The sequence below is a fragment of the Thermodesulfovibrio sp. 1176 genome (assembly GCF_029946585.1).
Taxonomy (GTDB): Bacteria; Nitrospirota; Thermodesulfovibrionia; order Thermodesulfovibrionales; family Thermodesulfovibrionaceae; genus Thermodesulfovibrio.
Window position 1 is genome coordinate 109,136 of record NZ_JARZRZ010000004.1, and the last position, 17,231, is coordinate 126,366.

A 17,231-nucleotide genomic window follows, 5' to 3' on the forward strand; every position below is an offset into this window, starting at 1 on the left:
TAATAGTTAATAATTGAAGAAATTTTGTTCAAAAAATTTTTTAAAAATTAGAAATATGATGTTAATTAATAGGCAAGCTCGGCAAAGACAACAATTTTATTTTTTCTTAAAATATCTAATGTGTAATTAATTTTCTCTTTATCTTTTATGCTAACAACATACAGTCCTTTTTTATTAGGACCGTCAATTATTCTTCCATTAATCTCATTAATAAGCTTTCTAATTTCTTTTTCCTTTGCATCTTCATGGAAAACTACATTTATTTTTACTCCATCTTCTGCTTGAATGTTGGAAACTGAAAGAGTTTTGAATTCCTTTTCGATACTCAAAAAATACAAAACTGAAGATATTATAATTAAAGTTTGAATTATTATTATCGCAAAGGAAAATTTGGGATGAAGACTGAAAAATTTCCATATTTTAGCATTCCTGCTATTTTGAGTTTTTATATTATTTGATATTCTATGATATATTCGATAATCATGTTCTGGTAGTTGGCTTTCTATTTTTTGATATCCCTTTTTAACAGCTTCCCAAAACTTTAAATCCTCTTTTAATTCTTCATTTTCTGATAAAGCTTTTTCCAAACTCTTAGATTTTTTTTCTGGAAGAGAACCCTTTAAATATAATGGAAGCAAAGAACGTAATTCATCAAAATTCTTAGAAGAACGCATCTTTACTTACTCCCATCTCATTTAAAATTTCTCTTAATTTTTCTTTCGCATAAAAAATTCTTGTTTTTACCGTATTAATGGGAATACAGAGTATTTCTGCAATATCTTCGTAACTCATTTCATGAATAAATATTAAATCAAGAACCTCTCTATGTTTAACAGAGAGTTTATTTAATGCAATCTGCATAATCTCATCAATTTCCACTTGAGCAGTTAATTGAAACTGTTGAGGTGTTACCGTAAATTTATTATTTAAATTTTCATTATCATCAAAATTATAATAATTCTGTTTTTTTATTTCACTCATTGAGATATTTCTTGCTATTCCAAATATCCATGTCATAACTTTTGACATTCCTTTAAAATTCTTTGCTGACCTCCAGACCTGTATATATGTCTCTACCATTATATCCTCAGCTGTTTCTTTATTATTAACTAATCCATATATGTATTTAAAAACTTTATTCGATGTATTTTCATACAATACTCTGAATGCCTCTTCATCTTGCTTTGCAATTTTTTTAATTAATATCTCTTCATTATTCATTAAGTATTATTTCCATTTAAAAATGTTCATTGATTGAAATATTTTTGAAAAACGATTGCAAAAAAGTCAAACAATTATTTTTTATAGCAATCGATTTTACGAAAAATGCCAGAATGCCACAACCTTTGGCAGGGGATGAATGGAAAGATGGCATTTTTCGTAAACTTTGAGGGAGCTTTAGCCCCCTCAAACTCCCAAAGAGGAAAAATATCTTTTGGGGTTTCAAATGGTCTAAAGCCCCTTTGAGAAAGTGAAGCTCCGACCTTTGGTCGGGGAGCTTCACTTAATTCTATAAAATTATATATAATACTCAACATGAAGGTGGCTATTGGTTCTGATCATGCAGGATTTGAATTAAAAGAAATGATTTCCCATATAGTTAAAGAGATGGGAAATGAAGTTATTGATATGGGAACAGGTTCATCTTGTTCAGTTGATTATCCAGATTATGCAGAAGCTGTTGCAGATGCTGTTTCGAAAGGAAAAGTTGAAAGAGGAATATTAATATGTGGAACAGGAATTGGAATGTCAATTGTTGCAAATAAATTCAAAAATGTAAGAGCAGCACTCTGTAATGACCTTTTTACCGCAAAGATGTCAAGACTTCACAATGATGCTAATATTCTTTGTCTTGGTGGAAGAATTATTGGAAAGGACTTGGCAAAAGAAATTGTGTATATTTGGTTTTCTACACCCTTTGAAGGCGGAAGGCATGAAAAAAGACTTGAAAAGATAAATCTTATAGAAAGGAAGGTTATTAATTCATGAAAATGAAATCCCTAAAAGAAGTTGATCCTGATATCTACGAACTAATTCTTCAAGAAAAAAAGAGAGAAACAAGTAAAATTCTTATGATCGCTTCAGAAAACTATGCAAGTAAAGCAATTATGGAAGCTCAAGGCTCTTTATTTACAAATAAATATGCTGAAGGATATCCGGGCAGAAGATACTATGGTGGATGTGAATATGCTGATGAAGTTGAAAGACTTGCCCAAGAAAGAGCAAAAAAGTTATTTAATGTGGAACATGTAAATGTTCAGCCTCACTCAGGAACACAGGCAAATATGGCAGTTTACTTTGCTATGCTTCAGCCAGGAGATACTATAATGGGGATGAGCCTTCCCCATGGAGGACACTTATCTCATGGCTCACCTGTTAATTTTACAGGTAAACTTTATAAAACAGTATTTTATGGGGTAAATAAAGAAACAGGTTACATTGATATGGAAGAAGTAAGAAGGCTTGCCCATGAACATAAACCTAAAATTATCATTACGGGAGCAAGTGCCTATCCAAGAATTATTGATTTTAAAGCCTTCGCTGAAATAGCAAAGGAAGTAGGTGCCTATTTAATGGCAGACATTGCCCATATTGCTGGATTAATTGCGACAGGACTGCACCCTTCTCCTGTTCCTTATTCTGATTTTATAACCACTACAACCCATAAAACTCTCAGGGGACCAAGAGGCGGAATTGTCATGTGCAAGGCTAATTACGCAAAAGCTATTGATAAAGCTGTTTTTCCAGGAATTCAGGGTGGACCTCTTGTTCATGTAATCGCAGCTAAAGCTGTTGCTTTTCAAGAAGCTCTATCAGAAGATTTTAAGGAATATCAACAGAGAGTAATAAAAAATGCAAAAACCCTTGCAGAGGCATTAAAGAAAAAAGGCTTTAAACTTGTCTCTGATGGTACTGATAATCATCTTATGCTTGTTGACCTTACAAACTTTAATATAACCGGTAAAGAAGCTGAAGAAGCACTTGATAAAGCAGGAATTACCGTAAATAAAAACACTATTCCCTTTGATACAAAACCACCAACAGTTACATCTGGAATAAGAATAGGTACTCCTTCTGTCACAACAAGAGGCATGGGTGAGCAAGAGATGGAGGAAATTGCTGAAATTATTGAAAGAGTAATAAAAAATATATCAAATGAATCGGTAATAAAAGATATGAAAAAGAAAGTGCAATCACTTTGTAAAAGATTTCCAATTTATTGATTTCTTAATTCCTTAAAAAATTTCTGTAAAATTTCACGGCATTCTTTTTCAAGAATGCCGTTTTTTATCTCAACTTGATGATTTAATCGTGCATCTTGAAGAATACTATATAGACTCACAGCACCACCACCCTTAGGATCATCACATCCATAAACAACTCTCTTCAGTCTTGCATTAATTATAGCACCACAACACATAATACAAGGTTCTTTTGTTATGTATAATGTTGCTTCTGTAAGTCTCCAATTATCAAGAGCCTTGCAGGCTTTTCTTATTGCCAGTATTTCAGCATGGGCTGTCGGATCATTGATAGATTCTTTTTTGTTATAAGCCTTTGAAATAATCTTGCCATCTACAACTACGACAGCACCAACAGGAACTTCACCTTTTTTGTATGCCTTTTTAGCTTCTTTTAATGCTTCTTTCATGAAATAGATGTCAGAAGCCAGTTCGTCCACTCATCAATACCCTGCCCTGTTTTACATGATACTTCAAATATTTTTATCTTTGGATTTAAAAACTGAGCATCTTTTTTGATTTTATCAATACTGACATCAAGATAATCTTTCAAATCAATCTTGTTGATTATCAAAACAGAGGATTCCTGAAACATTAGCGGATATTTAAGAGGTTTATCATCTCCTTCTGTAAGACTCAAAATCATTACTTTAACATCTTCACCAACTTTAAATTCAGCAGGGCATACTAAATTCCCAACATTTTCAATAAATAAAAGGTCCAAATCTTTAAGTGGAAGTTCTTTAGCTGCATTAGCAATCATATTTGCATCAAGATGACAAGCACCCTCTGTATTAATCTGAATAACAGGAACACCAAGACGATCTATTCTTTCAGCATCATTAGTTCCTGTGATATCTCCCTCAATAACCCCAACTCTTACTTTATCCTTAATTGCTTCAATTGTTTTTTCAAGTAAAGATGTTTTTCCAGCACCAGGGGAACTCATAAGATTTACTACATAAACCCCTGATTCTTTAAACATTTTTTTGTTTTCTTCTGCTATTCTTTCATTTGCATCAAGAATCTTTGTTGTTAACATCACTTTCATTAGCTAACCTCCATTTCTTTTATATTAAGTTCTTTACCAGAAATCAAATTAATTGAAAAACTTCCACAATTTGGACACTCAAAAAGAATATAATTTTCATCGTTTTCAAATTCATTTTTGCAATCTTTACAAAAACCTTTAACAGGAGCCTCTTCAATTATTAAATTCGCATTTTTTGCGATAGTATCTTCTTTTAAAACATTAAAAGCAAAAAGCAGGGCTTGGGGAACAACACCCGTTGCCCTGCCAATTACAACTTTTATTGTCTCTATTTTGCTGTATCCATTTTTAGAACACTCATTTACTGCAATATTAAGTAATTCATAGGCAATGGAGGCTTCATGCATTAGCCTTCCTGCTCCTTTTCCTTAGAAACCTCTTTTTCATAGGCTTCCTTGCCTGCTTCAACTGCCTTTGTTAAGGCTGATTTTTTCTCTTCTAATGTTTCCTTTGCTTTATCAAGTGTTGTTGCTATTTTTTCCTTTGCTTCTTTGATATAAGTTTCGGCTTTCTCTTTTACCTCTTCTGCTGTTTCTTTAATCTTAGCCCTTGTTTCCCTACCAGCCTGAGGAGCTAACAATAAAGCTAATCCAGCTCCTACAATTCCACCAAGCAAAAAGGATAGAAACACTGACTTTGCGCTAAATCCTCTCTCTTCATCCATTTTTATTTACCTCCTTTCTTTAGGTTTTCTAAAAAAACATTAGCTGCTACAGTTACTGCAGTTTTTAATGCACTACTTCTCAGAGTTATAGAATTTTTAACTTTATCAACCGTATTAATAAGTTCAGAAATTATAATGATTAATTTTTCTACTGTTTTAGAAAGCTCTCGAACTCTTTCAGTTACTTCATTTACATCATCGACAGAGGATTTTACACCTTGAATAACCTTTTCAGCCTCCAATAGGGCAGGGTCTAATCTAAGTTTTGTTGCATTAAGAAATTCTTTGAAAGCATTAATTCCTCTTCTTAATTCAATGGCTACTACAATAAGAAATATTAACGCAGCTATTAAACTCAGTGTTGCAAGAAAATATCCAATACTTAAGATAATTATCCATGTCTCACTCATTTTCGCCTCCTTTAAAAAAAGGATAACATTTTAAACCTCATTGAGGCAAACTTTTAATCTGTTTTCGGACATAAATAATTCTTTGAATTACTGTTATCCAGCTGAGAACAGTAAGAATAAGCAAAACAGGATTAATAAGACTGGTTAAACATCCAAAGGCAAGAATAATAAGTCTTTCAGGTCTTTCTATTATACCTACATTGCATGATACTCCAATTCCTTCTGCCCTTGCTCTTACATAGGAAATTAAAAAGGAAGCTATCATGCATAAAAGATTTATAATCAAACCTGTTTCACTACTAACTCTGAAAAAATACCATGATATTCCAAGAAATATAAATCCATCGGCAATTCTGTCCATAGTTGAATCAAAAAGTGCTCCGAATTTAGTTACTCTACCATTAACTCTGGCAACTACTCCATCAATAAGATCAAAGGTTCCTCCAGCAAGTATAAAAATACCACCCCAAAAAAGATTAAAAGGAATTATAAATCCTGATAATGATGTGATAATCATTCCAATAAAAGTTATAATATTTGGATTAACTGGAAGGGCTTTTGCTAATGGTGTTAGTGGTTTATCTAAAAAGTGACTAAATTTCTCACTGAGCAAGTTATCTTTCCCTCTTACCTTCTATAAACTCCTCCACCATATTTTTTGCCACTTCATCGGGATATTGAAATCTAGGATGTTTCATAAAATAAGCAGATGGTGATATAAGTAATCCTCCAATTCCTCTGTCCAATGCTAATTTACAACATCTTATTGCATCAATTACAACACCAGCACTATTAGGGGAATCCTCTACTGATAATCTTAATTCTAAGTTAATTGGAACATTTCCAAAAATCTCACCTTCAATTCTTAAAAAGCATATTTTATTATCATTTAACCATGGAATATAATCAGAAGGACCAATATGAACATTATCAGCGGTAATTTCATGGGAAATCTGAGAAGTGACAGCTTCAGTTTTCGAAATCTTTTTTGAAGCAAGTCTTTCACGATTAAGCATATTAAGAAAATCCGTATTACCGCCTACATTCAGTTGATAAGTATTTGTTATTCTGACACCTCTATCCATGCAAAGCTTTGTAAGAACTCTATGAATAATTGTTGCACCAATTTGACTTTTTATGTCATCACCTATTAGGGGAATATTTTTTTCTTCAAATTTTTTTATCCATTCATCCTTTGAAGCAACAAAAACAGGAATACAGTTTATAAAGGCAACTCCTGCATCTAAAGCTGCTTGAGCATAAAAGCGTGTTGCCTCCTCAGAACCTACTGGAAGATAACTGACCATAACCTCAGCACCTGATTCTTTAAGAACCTTAACAACATCTACAGGTTCTGCCTGAGCTGGAATAAATCTTTTATCGGGAGAATAATTTTCCATATGTTCGGCAAATCCATCAAGAACAGGTCCCATAGAAACCTTGACAGGATAATCAGGTAAATCTGAGTAAAATATTTTAGTACAATTTGGTTTGGCAAAAACAGCTTCTTTGAGAGGTTTATTTACTTTTCTTTCATCGATATCGAAGGCTGCTACAACTTCTATATCTCCTGGCAGATAACCGCCTAAGTTAAAATGCATCAAACCTGGGACCTTATCTTGTGAGGTATATTTTTTATAATACTCAATTCCCTGAATTAAAGCACTTGCACAATTTCCTAAACCAACAATAGCAAGTTTTATTTTACCCATTCTGAACTCCTTGAATTTTTATCATCGATGAAAAATGTTAAAACAAATTTTTATAAACTAATAAATGCCTTTATGTCAAGCATTAAACTGTTGATTTAATTTATCATTGGATTTTACAATATTTTTTGATGGTGGAAAATATACAATCCTATATAGATAATTTTTTAAATCATATAAAACTTCTGAGAGGAGACTCCCCTCATACTGTCAGAGCCTATAAAAAAGATTTGGAAGAGTTTTTTAATTTTGCTAAAACAGAACCTACCAAAGTTGAACCTGTTACAATCAGAGGTTTTATCTCTGAACAAATATTAAAAGGCAAAGCCAAAACAACAGTAGCAAGAAAGTTGTCCACATTGAGATCCTTTTTCTCATATCTTTATTCAGAAGGAATCATAAAAATTAACCCTGCACGGGTTGTTACATCAGTTAAAACAAAAAGAAGTTTACCAAAATTTCTTACAGTTGATGATGCCTTCAAGCTTGTTGAGTCCCCTAAGGAAGATAAATTTACAGTGCAAAGGGATAGAGCAATTCTTGAACTTTTTTACAGCAGTGGAATAAGAGTAAGTGAGCTCTGTGGATTAAACATGGATGATTTAGACTTAAAAGAAGGATTGATAAAGGTAAGAGGAAAGGGAAATAAAGAAAGAATTGTTCCTATAGGACAAAAAACAAAAGAAGCATTAAAGAAGTATCTTGCAATAAGGCAAATTTTGCGAATTAAGAAAAAATTTTTAACAGATGAATCTCCCCTTTTTATTAATAACCGAGGTGGAAGAATTTCAACAAGACAGATAAGACGAATTGTTGAAAAATATGCTAAAACTGTAGGAATTCTTGAAAAAATTGGACCACACACTTTAAGGCACACTTTCGCAAGTCATCTACTGATGGAAGGAGCTGATTTAAGAGTAATTCAGGAACTACTTGGACACGCATCTCTTTCAACAACTCAGATTTATACCCATGTTGATTTAAAACATTTAATGGATGTATATGATAAAGCCCATCCATTATCAAAGGAGGAAAAGTAAATGGATTTTCAAGAGAAAACTGTAATCCACGGAACAACTGTATTATGTGTAAAAAAGAATGGTTCAGTTATTATGGCATCAGACGGACAGGTTACAATGGGAAATACGGTTTTGAAACATAATGCAAAAAAAATAAGGAGGCTTTACAATGGACAGGTTCTTATAGGTTTTGCAGGATCTACTGCAGATGCCTTCACACTTTTTGAGAGATTTGAAAGTAAACTTGAGACATACAAGGGAAATTTATTAAGAGCTGCTGTTGAACTTGCAAAGGATTGGCGAACTGATAAAATCCTTCGAAGGCTTGAAGCTCTTTTAATTGTTGCAAATAAAGAACACATACTGATTATTTCTGGAAATGGTGATGTTATTGAGCCAGAAGATAAAATCGCAGCGATTGGCTCTGGAGGTCCCTATGCTTTTGCAGCTGCTAAAGCACTTTATGATAACACCGGGCTTACAGCAAAAGAAATTGCTTTAAAGGCGATGGAAATTGCTTCAAAAATATGCATCTACTCGAATAATCAAATTATAATGGAGGAATTAAGCTAATGGAAAATTTTACACCAAAAAAAATAGTTGAAGAACTTGATAAATTCATTATCGGACAGGAGCAGGCAAAAAAAGCAGTTGCGATTGCCTTAAGAAACAGATTTCGCAGGCAACTACTTCCAAAAGAATTAAGGGATGAAATTCTTCCAAAAAACATTCTTATGATAGGTCCAACAGGTGTAGGAAAAACAGAGATTGCAAGAAGACTTGCAAAGCTTGTGAATGCTCCTTTTGTAAAAGTTGAGGCATCAAAATTTACAGAAGTAGGATATGTTGGCAGAGATGTCGAGTCAATCATCAGAGATCTTACAGAAGTTGCAATGAACATGGTTAAGCAGGAACACTCTGGCAAAGTTCAAGAAAAGGCAAAACAGATGGCAGAAGAAAGGGTACTTGATATACTTTTACCTCAGCCAAGATACACAAGAGAAATGGATGAGGCAGAAGAAAAAACAAGATATAAAGAAACAAGAGAAAAACTTAGAAAACAACTTAGAGAAGGCGCTCTTGATGACCGTTACATTGAAATTGATTTAAAAGAAAAAGTTATACCCTTTGGAATTATATCAAATGTTGCTATGGAAGAAATAGAGATAAATCTAAAGGAAATGCTTGGAAGTTTTCTTCCTGAAAAGGTAAAAAGAAAAAAAGTGAAAATTTCAGAGGCTTTGCAATTATTTACTCAGGAAGAAGCAAATAAGCTTATTGATATGGAAAAGGTTACAAAAGAGGCAATTGAAAGAGTTGAACAGACAGGCATTGTTTTCATTGACGAGATTGATAAAATTGCTTCTCGTGGAAGTTCCTATGGCCCAGATGTATCCCGCGAGGGAGTTCAAAGGGACTTGCTTCCTATTGTTGAAGGTTCAACAGTAACTACAAAATATGGACCTGTTAGAACAGATCATATTCTTTTTATAGCAGCAGGTGCCTTTCATGTTGCAAAACCTTCTGACCTAATACCAGAGCTTCAGGGTAGATTTCCAATAAGGGTTGAACTTGACTCACTTGGCAAGGAAGAATTTGTAAGAATTCTTATAGAACCTGACAATGCTCTGATAAAACAGTATATTGCTCTTTTAGAAACAGAAGATGTTTATCTTGAATTTACAAAAGATGGAATTGAAGAAATTGCAGAAATAGCTCAACATGTAAATGAAAAAACAGAAAATATTGGAGCAAGAAGACTTCATACTGTAATGGAAAAACTTCTTGAAGATATTTCTTTTAATGCTCCTGAATTGAAGGGACAAAAAATTGTGATTGATGCAAAATTTGTAAAAGAAAAACTAAGTGAAATACTCAAAAGTGAAGATCTCAGCAGATATATACTGTAAGAATTTCACGCTAATTTTGATAATTTTTATTCTATTTTCCTGTGCTCCTAAAAAAACTACTCAAGGGGAATATATTCCAAAGGGTGCACGAAAAGGTGTTGCCTCATGGTATGGAACAGAATTTCATGGAAGACCAACAGCATCAGGAGAAATATTTAATATGTATGAATATACCTGTGCTCATAGAGAATATCCCTTTGGAACAAAGCTTCGAGTTGTAAATCTTCAAAACCGCAAAGAAGTTACCTGCACTGTCAATGACAGAGGTCCTTTTATTTCTGGAAGAGACATTGATTTATCCTATGCATCAGCAAAAAAAATTGATTTAATTGGTCCTGGTACAGCAGAAGTTTTAATGGAACCAATAGGAAGAGACATGACTTATGTAAGATACGTAAAATATACTCCCACCTCTGGCATTCTAACAATTCAGGTAGGTGCTTTCCTTGAAATTGAAAATGCTTTAAGACTTAAGCAAGCATTAAGACTTCGATATGACAATGTTTACATAAATAAAGCAGTTGTAAAAGGAGAGACCTTCTATCGTGTCAGAGTTGGTAAATTTAAAAGTTATGATGAGGCATACAATTTAGCAAAATCAATGGCACAGGAAGGATACAAAGTATTAATTACAAATTTTGTAGGAGGAAAAGATGAAATTTGAAGATGTGGTAAAATTTCATGGACATAGCTGTCCAGGACTTGCGTTAGGATACAGAGTTGCAGTGACTGCTATTGAAGAACTTGGACTAAAAGAACCTTCTTATAATGAAGAAATTGTATGCATTGTTGAAAATGATTCCTGCGCTGTTGATGCAATTCAGGTTGTAACAGGATGTACCTTTGGAAAAGGAAATTTAATATTCAAAGATTATGGAAAACAGGTTTATACATTTTTTAATAGGAAAACTGGTAAGGTTATAAGAATTTCCGTTGATTTTGAATTTAAAGAAATTGAAGAAGAAAAAAAATTCTGGCAGAGATTTATGGAGGGAGACAATTCCCCTGAAGTTACTGAGTTTATTGAAAAAAGAAAAGCAGAAAAGACAAAACAAATTCTTAATGCCCAAAAAGAGGAAATTCTTAAAATCTCTTATCCGAAAGTTGAACCTCCAAAACAGGCAAGAATATTTAAAAGCTTAAGATGTGAAAATTGTGGAGAAAAGGTAGCAGAGGTAAAGGCAAGGTTACTTAATGGAAAGATTCTTTGTATTCCCTGTTTCGAGGATTCTTTATGAATGAAATAGAGATTAATCTTACAGGAATTGCCCATCTTGGTGAAGCTATTGGAAAGCATGATGGCAAAGTAGTATTTGTTCCTTATGGAATTCCAGGTGAGACTGTTAAAGCAAGGATAATAAAGGATGAAGGTGATTATTTGAGAGCTGAAATTATTGAAGTAATTGAACCTTCCTTTTTCAGAGAAAATCCACCTTGCAGTCTTTTTGGGCTTTGCGGTGGATGCAGTTTCCAGCATGTGACATACAGTTATCAGACAAAATTAAAAGAAATAGTTGTAATGGAGCAACTCAAAAGAATTGGAGGATTTGAAAATCCAGAAGAATTCACCCAACTTACAATAAAAGCAGATAATCCATATAATTACCGTAACAGAGCTGATTTTTCAATAAACAGACAAAAACTTTTGGGATTTAAAATGAGAGGTACCCATAAATTTATTCATGTAAATTACTGCCATATAATGCATGAGAAGATAAATGAACTTCTTGCAATACTTCAAGGTAAAACACCAAAAAGAAAAACCCACAATGTCACAATACGATATGGAGTAAACACTGGAAAGTGTCTTGTTCAACCAGAAATTGATGTAATAGAAATTGAGACAGGTCAAAAATTTTACATTGAAAAACTTCTTGGGAAGGAATTTTTGATTTCAGCACCATCTTTCTTTCAGGTAAATACCTATCAAGCTGAAAATTTAATAAAGACTGTTTTAAACTATATAGATTCAGAAGACAAAACAATTATAGATGCCTATGCTGGAGTTGGTACATTTACTGTTTTTTTATCTGAAAAAGCAGAAAGAGTAATTGCCATAGAAGAATCACGTTCTGCCTATAAAGATGCTCAAATAAATATAAAAAATTATGACAACATAACCTATTTATGCGAAAAAACAGAAGAAGCTTTGTCTGAATTTAACTTTGATGTAGATGCAATAGTTCTTGATCCACCAAGAGTAGGATGCATGAAAGAAGTTTTGCAGGGAATTGTTGAAAAAAAGATTAAAAAGGTTATCTATGTATCCTGTGAGCCTTCAACATTGGCAAGAGATTTGAAATTTTTAAAGGAAAAAGGATATAAACTAATAGAGATTCAACCAGTTGATATGTTTCCACAGACATATCACATTGAAAATGTTGCATTAATGAAACTAATATAAGGAGGGTATCTAATGGCAATTAAAATCAATTTAAATGAAGTAAAGATGCAACCCCATCCAAAATTTGATGGAGTGAAGATTGGATATGTTGTAACCAAAGAATCACATTCGGAACTTAGCATTATAATACTTGAAGTTGACAGTGGTATTGAAGTACCCTTGCACACCCATGAAAAAGAGATTGACAGTATTTTTGTTATTGAAGGCGAAGGGGAGATGTTCATAGTAGACAGCTGGCATAAAGTAAAAAAGGGAGATATAATTGCAATAGGGAAAAATGAATTACATGGTTTAAAATCGAAAACTCCTTTAAAATGCTATATAGTTCATGCACCTGCTTTGTGGTAGAAGGATTAATTAGTTATATAATAAAATATTCGGGTGGTTTTAAAGCCACCCGAATATTTTATTCAGACAAATATTTAGTTGGAGCTTCTTTAAGAATGGCTTTTTCTTCTGTCTCTTTAATTAATGGAGTTTTACCACTTAAAATTCTGATCCATACTCTAACAGAATCTGCTACAATCAGCACAACCATTATAATCATCAATGCAGAAAGCACAGCAAGCAGATAATTATGTTTAGGGAGATAATTATTCACTATATTTTGATATCCTGCCACAATTGTTGTGACCAATAGAAATGTCATTGGAATCATTGTCACCCATATATATTTTGCTTTACCCAATCTTAATAAAAAAGTTGTAGCAATTGCTAACGCCATTCCACCAAGAAGCTGGTTATTCACACCAAAAAGGGGCCATATTGTTGATATTGTTCCTGTGTAAAGAAGATATCCCCAACAAAATGTGAATATTCCGCTTGTGATAATTACACCAGGCCACCATTTATAATCTCTGAGTTTCGGATAAACAACTCCACCAATTTCCTGCATAAGATATCTTCCAACTCTTGTACCGGCATCTATTAAAGTGAGAATAAACAGAGCCTCAAACATTATTGCAAAGTGATACCAATAACTCATCAAATGTCTTAATCCCCCAATTCTTGAGAAAATATCTGCCATTCCAACAGCCAAAGATACTGCTCCACCAGGACGACCAGCAAGTTCTTCACCTACAAGAGCAGATAGATATGGAAGATCCTGAACTTGCATTCCAAGTTTTTGAAATACAGCAGGTGGACTATTAATTGCAAAATAGTCTGCTGTGGGCAGCACTGTTGCTGCTATTAATGCCATTAATGCAACAAAAGATTCTGTGAGCATTGCACCAAAGCCTATAACTCTAATATCCTTTTCATTTGCAACCATTTTGGGTGTTGTTCCTGATGATACAAGAGAGTGAAATCCTGAAATAGCTCCACAGGCAATTGTAATAAACATAAAGGGCCATACTTTACCAGGTATTATAGGCCCACCACCAGAAATAAACTGTGTTGTAGCAGGCATCTGAATTAATGGATTGACAATAATTACACCAATAGCAAGCAAAAACATTGTTCCAAACTTCATATAAGAACTAAGATAATCTCTTGGAACAAGAAGCAACCATACAGGTAAAACCGCAGCAAAAAATCCATAAAGTGGTATTAAAATAGAAAGCTCTTTTTTATCGAGTGTAAAATATGGTGCTAAAGCAGACTCTTTAATTACAGGACCAAGAACAACTGCAAGAATAATAAGCGCAACACCTATGATACTTCCTTCAACAATTTTTCCAGGTCTCAACCATTTAAGATAGGCTCCAATAAAAAGGGCAATGGGAATTGTAACTCCAACAGTAAAAGTACCCCATGGACTGTTAAAAAGCGCATTTACAACAGCAATGGAGGCACCTGCAAGAACAATAATTAAAAGAAACAAAGTTGCAACAAGAACAAGCCAATAAGATACTGGACCGATTTGTTCTTTGGCAATTTCTGCAAGAGATTTTCCATTATGCCTTACAGAGGCAAACAAAACAACCATATCATGAACAGCACCAGCAAGAACACCTCCGATTAAAATCCATAAGAATCCTGGTAAATAACCAAACTGGGCTGCCAGAACAGGTCCAATTAGTGGTCCAGCACCAGCAATTGCTGCAAAATGATGTCCAAAAATAAGCCACTTATTCGTTGGAACATAGTCTCTTCCATCATTGAGTCTTACAGCAGGAGTCTGACGATTTGGATCAAGGGCAAGAACTTTTGCTGCAATAAAAGCGCTATAAAACCTGTAGGCAAGCACAAAAACGCATGCTGCTATTATTACTAATACCAAAGCATGCATAAAAAAACACCTCCTTTTTAATTTTTTTCTATGAATAATTCTATAGAGAAATAAAACTCTGAACAATAAAAAATTCCTGAATGGAGAAAATCCTAATCTAAATGGAAATAATGGAGGTTGAATAGAAATTAATTACTACACTTTATCCCTAAAATTTCTTTAAGTTCCTTAATTATTGATTTACTAACAGGTATCTGAGTTTTTTTACCTTCAATAACAATCCAGTAGGTTCCTTTAAACCATGGTAGCACTGCCTCAATTCTTTTTAAATTTATAATGAAACTCTTATGAACCCTCATAAATCCTTCTTCCTTAAGCCTTGTTTCAAGTTCTGAAAGGGTTCCGTCAAAGTAATACTCATCTTTCAATGTAAAAATTCTTACTCCTCCTTCACTTGCCTCACAATAAAAAATATCCACATAAGGAACGAAACTGATAACACCTGGTTTTTGTTGAACAGGAAGCTTTTTAAAAACTTTTTTCTTTTCAAGAAAATGAGAAAGCCTGTCTACAGCCCTATTCCATTCAGACTCATTGCTTTTAAGATTTTCTATTCTCATAATTGTTTTAGCTATTCTTTTTTCTTCAAAAGGTTTAAGTATGTAGTCAACTGCTCCGAGTTCAAAAGCTTCAATTGCATAATCTTCATAGGCTGTTGCAAAAACAATAAGAGGCGGATTATTGAACTTTGCAAGAATTTTAGCTATTTCAATTCCTGACATATCAGGCATTTCAATATCAAGAAACACCACATCTGGTCTAAATTTTGAATAAAGAGATATACAATCCTTCGCATTACCAGCCTCTCCTACTATCTGACAGGAAGTAAACTGGGAAAGAATATAGATCAATTCTTCCCTGGCATAGGGTTCGTCATCAACTACTATAGCTGAAAACAACATCTTTTAAAACTTCTTTTTTAGGTATTTTAAATGTAACCTTTGTGCCAATGTCTGGGAAACTTTTTATGTTAAGAATACTTCTTTCTCCGTAAAATCTTTTAAGTCTTTCATTAACTAAGTATAAACCTAATCCCGCACCTTTATCTGATAAGCTATTTAATGGATTATTTATCCCCACACCATTGTCTTCAACTGAAATTACAATGTTGTCCTCATTGTCAAGAATCTTGATTAAAATTTTACCACCTTCAATTTTAGTTTTTAAACCGTGCTTAATAGCATTCTCTACCAGTGGCTGGATTGTAAAGGGAGGTATTAGTATATCAAGATCCACTGATGGCTCTATAAAGTAATTGACAGTTAGTTTATCTCTGTAACGAGCTTGTTCTATTGAGAGATAAGCTTCAACATAGGAAAGCTCTTCTCTTAAAGGTATCTCCTTTTCTTTTTTCAAACTGTATCTTAAAAATGTTGCTAAATTAAGAAGCAAATCTTTGGCTTTTAAAGTGTCAATTCTTATAAGAGATATTATCGTATTCAGGGCATTGAATATAAAATGAGGATGAATCTGTGCCTGAAGAGATTTTAATTCTGCCTCTGTCTTTAGCCTTGCGAGTGTTTCAAGCTCAACTATTTCAAGTTGAGTTGAAAATATATGGGCAAGTCCTCTTGCTACTTCAAGATTAACAGAAGTGATACTGTTTTCTCTGTCATGATAAAGTTTTAGACTGCCTATTACCTCTTCTCTTTTTTTCAAAGGAACAATTACAGCAGAGCTTAATTTACATTTGGGATTACTACAGCCAATTTCCTCTTTTTTATTTGCGATTTGGATTTCCCCTCTTTTAATTGCATTCAGTGTTGCTTTTGTAAGTAAAGGATGCCCTGCGAGGTGATGATCACTCCCTATTCCAACATGAGCAAGAATTTTATTCCTATCAGTTATTGCTACTGCTGCAACTCCAAGAGTATTAAGTATGATTTCAGCTATTTTACCCGCTGAATTTTCATTTAACCCCTGTCTTAGATGAGGAAGTATAAGATTTGTAATGTTTAATGTAGCTTTTGCCTGCATCGCAGCAACTCTTTCCTGATGCTCCACTGCAGACTTTATTATCAGCATAAATATTGCCACACCAATTGAGTTAACAGTGATCATAGGAATAGCAATAATTTTTACAAGTTCCAAAGCTTCTGAAAAAGGTTTTGCAAAAGTAAGAATAATAAGCATCTGAACAATCTCTCCAATAAATCCAGCTAACCATGCCACATGCCATGGAATTAATCCCTTTTTCCAATAGTTATAAATAAGACCTCCTAAAAAACCCTCTACAACAGCTGATAATCCACATGAAAAGGCTGTAAATCCCCCAATAAAATATCTGTGAACGCCTGCAATAAGACCAGCTCCAGCTCCAACCAAAGGACCACCAAGTAACCCTCCTACCATAACACCAACAACTCTTGAATTAGCCAATGCTCCGTGAATCTCTACTGCTCCAAAAGTTCCAAGTATTCCAAGTCCACCACAAACAACTGTAAGAATTAATTTATCTTTTGCTGAAGGTTTTCTTGAAAGAACTCTTCCAAGAGCTGGCATTCTTGAAATAATAAATGCTACTGTGGTTATAATGCTAAGTCTTTGAGAAAGTATCAGAGTTAATTCAAGAATATCCATTTTTTAAGT

The 17,231-nt window shown here is 33.6% G+C and carries 21 protein-coding genes; 9 read left to right on the plus strand and 12 right to left on the minus strand.

The genetic code is table 11. From position 1 onward, the window contains the following. Window positions 1-65: 65 nt before the first annotated feature. Both QI155_RS08210 and QI155_RS08215 read right to left on the minus strand, forming a co-directional pair. Window positions 66-674 (minus strand): hypothetical protein, encoded by a 609-nt coding sequence (locus QI155_RS08210; protein WP_068859311.1) that lies wholly within the window; start codon window positions 672-674, stop codon window positions 66-68. Continuing rightward, window positions 661-1,221, minus strand: a complete 561-nt coding sequence (locus tag QI155_RS08215; RefSeq protein WP_068859313.1) for a sigma-70 family RNA polymerase sigma factor — start codon at window positions 1,219-1,221, stop codon at window positions 661-663. The genes QI155_RS08210 and QI155_RS08215 overlap by 14 nt, the downstream gene beginning before the upstream one ends. 315 nt (window positions 1,222-1,536) lie before the next feature. Here QI155_RS08215 and rpiB point away from each other — a divergent pair, with 315 nt between their 5' ends. Together rpiB and glyA are read left to right on the plus strand one after the other, a co-directional pair. Continuing rightward, window positions 1,537-1,989: a ribose 5-phosphate isomerase B gene (gene rpiB, locus QI155_RS08220; protein ID WP_068859317.1), complete on the plus strand. Its 453-nt coding sequence runs from the start codon at window positions 1,537-1,539 to the stop codon at window positions 1,987-1,989. Window positions 1,990-1,991: 2 nt separating this feature from the next. Then, window positions 1,992-3,224, plus strand: a complete 1,233-nt coding sequence (glyA, locus tag QI155_RS08225) for a serine hydroxymethyltransferase (RefSeq protein ID WP_068859421.1) — start codon at window positions 1,992-1,994, stop codon at window positions 3,222-3,224. Here glyA and tadA read toward each other — a convergent pair. From tadA to QI155_RS08260, 7 genes are read right to left on the minus strand one after another with little or no spacing between them, the layout of a single operon-like run. Then, window positions 3,218-3,682 (minus strand): tRNA adenosine(34) deaminase TadA, encoded by a 465-nt coding sequence (tadA, locus tag QI155_RS08230; RefSeq protein WP_083200035.1) that lies wholly within the window; start codon window positions 3,680-3,682, stop codon window positions 3,218-3,220. The two genes, glyA and tadA, sit on opposite strands and share 7 nt — an antisense overlap. Next, on the minus strand, window positions 3,649-4,293 hold the full coding sequence (hypB, locus tag QI155_RS08235) for a hydrogenase nickel incorporation protein HypB (RefSeq protein ID WP_068859323.1): 645 nt from the start codon (window positions 4,291-4,293) through the stop codon (window positions 3,649-3,651). Before hypB ends, tadA begins: the two co-directional genes overlap by 34 nt. Then, on the minus strand, window positions 4,293-4,640 hold the full coding sequence (hypA, locus tag QI155_RS08240; RefSeq protein ID WP_068859328.1) for a hydrogenase maturation nickel metallochaperone HypA: 348 nt from the start codon (window positions 4,638-4,640) through the stop codon (window positions 4,293-4,295). Before hypA ends, hypB begins: the two co-directional genes overlap by 1 nt. Further along, window positions 4,640-4,957 (minus strand): YtxH domain-containing protein, encoded by a 318-nt coding sequence (locus QI155_RS08245; RefSeq protein WP_068859330.1) that lies wholly within the window; start codon window positions 4,955-4,957, stop codon window positions 4,640-4,642. The genes hypA and QI155_RS08245 overlap by 1 nt, the downstream gene beginning before the upstream one ends. Before the next feature lie 2 nt (window positions 4,958-4,959). Further along, window positions 4,960-5,367, minus strand: a complete 408-nt coding sequence (locus QI155_RS08250; RefSeq protein WP_068859332.1) for a DUF948 domain-containing protein — start codon at window positions 5,365-5,367, stop codon at window positions 4,960-4,962. A gap of 37 nt (window positions 5,368-5,404) precedes the next feature. Then, entirely contained in the window at window positions 5,405-5,980 is a 576-nt protein-coding gene (locus QI155_RS08255) for a CDP-alcohol phosphatidyltransferase family protein (RefSeq protein ID WP_068859334.1), read from the minus strand. A 1-nt stretch (window position 5,981) separates the two neighbouring features. Next, window positions 5,982-7,079, minus strand: a complete 1,098-nt coding sequence (locus QI155_RS08260; RefSeq protein WP_068859336.1) for an inositol-3-phosphate synthase — start codon at window positions 7,077-7,079, stop codon at window positions 5,982-5,984. Window positions 7,080-7,207: 128 nt separating this feature from the next. Here QI155_RS08260 and xerC point away from each other — a divergent pair, with 128 nt between their 5' ends. The 7 genes from xerC to QI155_RS08295 are packed head-to-tail and all read left to right on the plus strand — an operon-like array spanning window position 7,208 to window position 12,757. Next, window positions 7,208-8,116 (plus strand): tyrosine recombinase XerC, encoded by a 909-nt coding sequence (gene xerC, locus QI155_RS08265; RefSeq protein WP_083200036.1) that lies wholly within the window; start codon window positions 7,208-7,210, stop codon window positions 8,114-8,116. Further along, entirely contained in the window at window positions 8,117-8,668 is a 552-nt protein-coding gene (gene hslV / locus QI155_RS08270; protein ID WP_068859337.1) for an ATP-dependent protease subunit HslV, read from the plus strand. It begins immediately after the preceding gene. Beyond that, a complete protein-coding gene (gene hslU / locus QI155_RS08275; RefSeq protein WP_068859339.1) occupies window positions 8,668-10,005 on the plus strand; it encodes an ATP-dependent protease ATPase subunit HslU in 1,338 nt (445 codons plus the stop codon). The genes hslV and hslU overlap by 1 nt, the downstream gene beginning before the upstream one ends. Further along, window positions 9,977-10,669 carry a septal ring lytic transglycosylase RlpA family protein gene (locus tag QI155_RS08280; RefSeq protein WP_281321421.1) on the plus strand — a complete coding sequence of 231 codons (693 nt, stop codon included), beginning with the start codon at window positions 9,977-9,979 and terminating at the stop codon, window positions 10,667-10,669. The genes hslU and QI155_RS08280 overlap by 29 nt, the downstream gene beginning before the upstream one ends. Beyond that, a complete protein-coding gene (locus tag QI155_RS08285; protein WP_281321422.1) occupies window positions 10,659-11,243 on the plus strand; it encodes an FmdE family protein in 585 nt (194 codons plus the stop codon). Before QI155_RS08280 ends, QI155_RS08285 begins: the two co-directional genes overlap by 11 nt. Further along, window positions 11,240-12,409: a 23S rRNA (uracil(1939)-C(5))-methyltransferase RlmD gene (gene rlmD / locus QI155_RS08290; protein WP_281321423.1), complete on the plus strand. Its 1,170-nt coding sequence runs from the start codon at window positions 11,240-11,242 to the stop codon at window positions 12,407-12,409. The genes QI155_RS08285 and rlmD overlap by 4 nt, the downstream gene beginning before the upstream one ends. A gap of 12 nt (window positions 12,410-12,421) precedes the next feature. Continuing rightward, complete coding sequence (locus tag QI155_RS08295; protein WP_068859347.1) at window positions 12,422-12,757, plus strand: cupin domain-containing protein; 336 nt, start codon at window positions 12,422-12,424, stop codon at window positions 12,755-12,757. Window positions 12,758-12,815: 58 nt separating this feature from the next. On the opposite strand, the gene QI155_RS08300 is transcribed toward QI155_RS08295, so the two are convergent. The 3 genes from QI155_RS08300 to QI155_RS08310 form a co-directional block, all read right to left on the minus strand. Further along, a complete protein-coding gene (locus QI155_RS08300) occupies window positions 12,816-14,642 on the minus strand; it encodes a carbon starvation protein A (protein WP_068859349.1) in 1,827 nt (608 codons plus the stop codon). Between the two features lie 128 nt (window positions 14,643-14,770). Beyond that, window positions 14,771-15,544, minus strand: a complete 774-nt coding sequence (locus QI155_RS08305) for a LytTR family DNA-binding domain-containing protein (protein WP_281321424.1) — start codon at window positions 15,542-15,544, stop codon at window positions 14,771-14,773. Beyond that, window positions 15,519-17,222 (minus strand): sensor histidine kinase, encoded by a 1,704-nt coding sequence (locus tag QI155_RS08310; RefSeq protein WP_083200037.1) that lies wholly within the window; start codon window positions 17,220-17,222, stop codon window positions 15,519-15,521. Before QI155_RS08310 ends, QI155_RS08305 begins: the two co-directional genes overlap by 26 nt. Window positions 17,223-17,231 lie beyond the last annotated feature (9 nt).